Origin of the sequence: Trebonia sp., assembly GCF_049794275.1 — a bacterium.
GTDB lineage: Bacteria > Actinomycetota > Actinomycetes > Streptosporangiales > Streptosporangiaceae > Trebonia.
Map to the genome: position 1 here is coordinate 1 of NZ_JBARCR010000101.1, position 4266 is coordinate 4266.

At 70.3% G+C, this 4266-nt stretch carries 6 protein-coding genes; 3 read left to right on the top strand and 3 right to left on the bottom strand.

The genetic code is table 11. The features are described from left to right. Window positions 1-602 (top strand): DNA-3-methyladenine glycosylase I (locus WA805_RS02670; RefSeq protein ID WP_425241568.1); only part of this gene is annotated, 602 nt, incomplete at its 5' end. Here WA805_RS02670 and WA805_RS02675 read toward each other — a convergent pair. Further along, complete coding sequence (locus WA805_RS02675; protein ID WP_422339806.1) at window positions 580-1086, bottom strand: SRPBCC family protein; 507 nt, start codon at window positions 1084-1086, stop codon at window positions 580-582. The two genes, WA805_RS02670 and WA805_RS02675, sit on opposite strands and share 23 nt — an antisense overlap. Before the next feature lie 87 nt (window positions 1087-1173). On the opposite strand from WA805_RS02675, the gene WA805_RS02680 reads away from it, so the two are divergent. After that, entirely contained in the window at window positions 1174-2229 is a 1056-nt protein-coding gene (locus tag WA805_RS02680; protein ID WP_424562173.1) for an LLM class flavin-dependent oxidoreductase, read from the top strand. A gap of 15 nt (window positions 2230-2244) precedes the next feature. On the opposite strand, the gene WA805_RS02685 is transcribed toward WA805_RS02680, so the two are convergent. Then, window positions 2245-2817, bottom strand: a complete 573-nt coding sequence (locus WA805_RS02685; protein ID WP_422339808.1) for a DsbA family protein — start codon at window positions 2815-2817, stop codon at window positions 2245-2247. Beyond that, window positions 2814-3848 carry a zinc-binding alcohol dehydrogenase family protein gene (locus WA805_RS02690; protein WP_422286848.1) on the bottom strand — a complete coding sequence of 345 codons (1035 nt, stop codon included), beginning with the start codon at window positions 3846-3848 and terminating at the stop codon, window positions 2814-2816. Before WA805_RS02690 ends, WA805_RS02685 begins: the two co-directional genes overlap by 4 nt. 51 nt (window positions 3849-3899) lie before the next feature. Here WA805_RS02690 and WA805_RS02695 point away from each other — a divergent pair, with 51 nt between their 5' ends. After that, window positions 3900-4244: a nuclear transport factor 2 family protein gene (locus WA805_RS02695; protein ID WP_425241569.1), complete on the top strand. Its 345-nt coding sequence runs from the start codon at window positions 3900-3902 to the stop codon at window positions 4242-4244. Window positions 4245-4266 lie beyond the last annotated feature (22 nt).

The window sequence follows — 4266 nt, forward strand, 5'->3', positions numbered from 1 at the left end:
GACCATTGACCATGAGCGTTGACGTCATCACCGGGAGCGACGGGAAGGCGCGCTGCGCCTGGGCCGGCGCTGGCGATACCGCCGCTGTCCGCTACCACGACGAAGTCTGGGGTACCCGCACCTACGAGGAGTCCGCGCTGTTCGAGGCGCTCACCCTGGGCGTTTTCGAGGTCGGGCTGAGCTGGTCGATCGTATTCGGGAAGCGGGACGCGTTCCGTCAGGCGTTCCAGGGCTTCGACGTCGCGAAGGTCGCGGCGATGACCGAGCGGGACGTGGACCGGCTGGTCCAGGACGCCTCGATCATCCGCAACCGCGGCAAGATCCAGGCCACTGTCGACAACGCCCGCGCGATGCTGTCCGCGTCGCCGAGCCTCGCGGAGCTCGCGAAATCCTACGAGATCACCCGCGACCAGCCACCCGGGTCCATCGCCGACCTGCCCAAGTCGACTCCGCAGGCGGAGGCGTTCGCGCGGCAGCTGAAGTCGCAGGGATACCGCTTCGTGGGGCCCACCAGCGTGTACGCGTTCATGCAGAACGTCGGCGTGGTCAACGATCACGTTCACGGCTGCTTCCGCGCGATCAAGCCTCGGCGAGTGCCTTGAACCGCTCAAGAGTGCCGGTCATGTTGCGCTCGAACTCACGCATCCGCACGAACACGATCTTCTGTTCCTTGTCCGGCATCTGGTCGATGGCGAGCGACAGGCCTGACCGGCCCGGCCCCATCTGCACCCATTCGGACAGCTCAGTCCCGCCGTCCTTCGGCTCCAGCCGGAAACGCCAGAGCGCGGCCGGGTCGGCGGGGTCCCCCACCGCCCACCCGAACACCCGCTCCGGCTCGAACTCGACGACGCACGAGGTGCTCTCCCACTCGCCCAGCGCCTCATGCCTGCTGCGCCCGGCGAACCTCGCGCCCGTGGCCGGCCCGGCCGCGCCGTCGAGCCACTCCACCGACTGCAGCTCGGAGCTCGTGGCGGGCATCAGCTTGATGTCGGATACCAGTTCCCAGACCCGGGCGGGCGCGGCATCGATCCAGATCCGTACCTCCACGGCGGGTTTGTCCGCGTAACGCGCGCCCGTCCACTCCATGACCGACCAGCCTCCTCATAGTCCGGGCTCGGCACCAGAGTTGATATCGCCAGATTAGGCTGCGTGCGAAACGGCTGGAGGTTTCCCATGACGCTTTCGATCGGGCTGTCGGTGAATCCTCAGGACCCGCAGTGGCTGGAACTGGCCCGCGAAGCCGAACGGGTCGGGGTGGACTCGATCTGGGTGCCCGAGTTCTGGGCCTACGACGCGTTCACGCCGCTCGCGGCGATCGCGGCACGGACGAAGCGGGTTCGCCTCGCCACCGGGATCGCGCAGCTCGGGGCGCGCACCCCCGCGATGCTGGCCATGTCGGCGATGAGCCTGCAGCACATCTCCGGCGGCCGGTTCGTCCTGGGGATCGGGACCAGCGGCCCGCAGGTAATGGAGGGATGGCACGGCGTCAGGTTCTCCCGGCCGGTGCGCAGAACCCGGGAGACGATCGAGATCATCCGCAGGATCACCGCGGGTGAACGCCTCACCTATGCCGGCGAGGTGTACCAGCTCCCGCTGCCAGGCAGTGACGGGGTGGCGATCCGGTCCCGCGCCGGGGCCTGCTTCGTCCCGGTCTACGTGGCGGCGCTCGGCCCGGCGAACCTCGCGCTGACCGGCGAGCTGGCCGACGGCTGGATCGGCAACTCGTTCTTCCCCGGCTCGGCGCAGGTGTTCTTCGGCCCGCTCGGGGCGGCGGCGCAGCAGGCCGGGCGGTCGCTCTCGGACCTGGACCTGGTGGTCGCCGTGAGCGTGGAGTTCACCGAAGACATCGAGGCGGCCGGGCGGCGGCACGCCGCCGGGTACGCGTTCACGTTCGGCGCGATGGGATCGCGGGCGGACAACTTCTACAACAACGCCTTCGCCAGGCAGGGCTTCGGCGATGACGTGGCCGAGGTCCAGCGGCTGTGGGCCGAAGGCGACCGGGAGGCGGCCGCCGCCCGGGTGCCGATTGAGATCGGCCTGGGCACGAACCTGATCGGGCCGCCCGACGTGGTCCGCGACCGGCTGCGGGCCTACCGCGACTGCGGCGTGACCACCCTGCGAGTGAATCCCATCGGCAGCGATCTGCGGGACTGCGTCGCCGGCCTGGGGACCCTGCTCGATCTGGTGAACGACGTGAACGGCACGACGGACCGGGACGCCGTCCGGTAACCAGCACGACTGGCCTCAGCCAGCGCGAGCCGCCTTTTCGACCGCCGCCTCGATGGGCCGCGGTTCCGGGCGCACGGCGGAGCCCGCGACCAGGACGGTGGGCGTCGACTCGACTCCCAGCGCCACGGCACGCGTCGTCACGTACGGCGGCCAGTCCAGGTAGTGCCCGTCGGCCAGGCAGGCGGTGAACGCCGCGGCGGGCAAGCCCGCTGTCTGGCCGATGGCGGCGAGTTCCGCGTCGTCCAGGCCCGGACCGCCTTCCGGCGGCTGGTCCGCGAAGAGCGCGTGCGCGTACTCGAGGAACCGCCCCTCGTCGGCGGCACAGCCAGAAGCCGCGGCCGCCCGCGTGGAGTAACGCGTCGTCGATGCCTGATCGAGGAAGTTCATCGGGTGATAGACGAGGCTGACCTGCCCGCTGGCGAGCAGGCCGGCCAGCGCCGGGCCAGACGACAGCTCGAAGCGGCGGCAGAACGGGCACAGGAAGTCGATGAAGGCGTCGACGCGGACCGGGCCGTCCCCGATCATGATCCCGTCGCCTTCCTGGGTCGCGCCGGCCGGAAGGCGGCCAGGGATGGCTGGAGTTGTCACGGGGCCTCCTCGTTGACGAGGACAGCCGCCCCGTCGAAAACGCCAGCTTTCAGGTCCTGCAGCGCCTGCTGCGCCTGCGACATGGGGTACACGTGGGTGGTGGCCCTGACGTGGTACCGGAGGGCGAGTTCGAGGAACTCCCGGCCGTCGTCCCTGGTGTTCGACGTGACGCTGCGCAGTTCCTTCTCGTAGAACAGCTCGCGCTCGTAGTTCAGCGGCGGCGTGTCGGTCAGGTGGATCCCGGCGACGGCGAGGACCCCGCCCCTGTCGAGCGCCCGCATCGCGACCGGTACCAGGTCCCCGACCGGCGCGAACAGGATCGCGCTGTCCAGGGGTTCCGGCGGGGAGTCGTACGCGCCGCCCACCGACGCGGCGCCCAGCTCGAGCGCGAGCCGCTGGGACGCCGCGCCGCGGGTCAGGGCGTGCACGGTCGCACCTTGGGCCAGCGCCAGCTGCGCGACCAGGTGGGCACTGTCACCGAACCCGTACAATCCGAGCTTCCCGTGTTCGGGCAGGGATGCGCGCAGCAGCGCCCGGTAGCCGATGATCCCGGCGCACAGCAGCGGCGCCAGCTCGACGTCGGGGACGTCGGCCGGCAGCCGGTAGGCGAACGCGGCCGGGACGGTCGTGTACTCCGCGTAGCCGCCGTCGGCGTCCCAGCCGGTGTAGCGCGAGTTCGGGCAGAGATTCTCGTTGCCACGGCGGCAGTAGGCGCAGGTCCCGTCGGTGTGCCGCAGCCACGCCACGCCCACCCGGTCCCCCAGGGCGTAGTCCGTGACGCCCTCGCCCAGTTCCGCTGCCCGGCCCACGACCATGTGACCAGGCGTGACGTGCTCCCGGTGCACCGGCAGGTCACCCTCGCTGACATGCAGGTCAGTGCGGCAGACGGCGCAGGCGAGGACCTGGACCAGCAGTTCGCCCGGGGCGGGTGCCGGCACGGGTTTCTCCACGTACCGCAACGGGCCGGTCTCGATCGGCGCTGGCTGGCTTACCTCCCACGCCCGCATCGTCGCCGGGCTGCCAACAGTCATGTCCCACTCCTATCATGATGGTCCTGACGACCGGATAGGGGTGAGCGCCTGATGAGTCCAGAAGAGGCCGTGCGCGCGTTCTTCGACTGCTACACCAACGGCCGGCCGGAGGATTTCGACGCGTGCGTCGCACCGGACTATGTCGACTACGGCCACGAGCCGCCAGGGATGGGGCCCGACGGAGCGCGCGCCGACTACGAGAACGCGATCAAGCTGCTCGGCGGGCTCATCCGCTACGCGATCGACGCGCTCGTCGTCGACGGCGACATGGTGGCGGCCGCCTGGACCGGCAAGCTGCCCAGCGGCGCCGAGATGAAAGGACTGAGCCTGTACCGGGTTACCGGGGGCCTGCTCAGGTCCACGCGGCACGCGCTGATCGGGGAGCTGCCCGTGTGACTGCAGGCTGCCGATGAAAACA

Coding starts and splice junctions, on each gene's coding strand:
- WA805_RS02675 (WP_422339806.1), bottom strand. CDS start 1,086: ATGGAGTGGACGGGCGCGCGTTACGCGGACAAACCCGCCGTGGAGGTA.
- WA805_RS02680 (WP_424562173.1), top strand. CDS start 1,174: ATGACGCTTTCGATCGGGCTGTCGGTGAATCCTCAGGACCCGCAGTGG.
- WA805_RS02690 (WP_422286848.1), bottom strand. CDS start 3,848: ATGACTGTTGGCAGCCCGGCGACGATGCGGGCGTGGGAGGTAAGCCAG.
- WA805_RS02695 (WP_425241569.1), top strand. CDS start 3,900: ATGAGTCCAGAAGAGGCCGTGCGCGCGTTCTTCGACTGCTACACCAAC.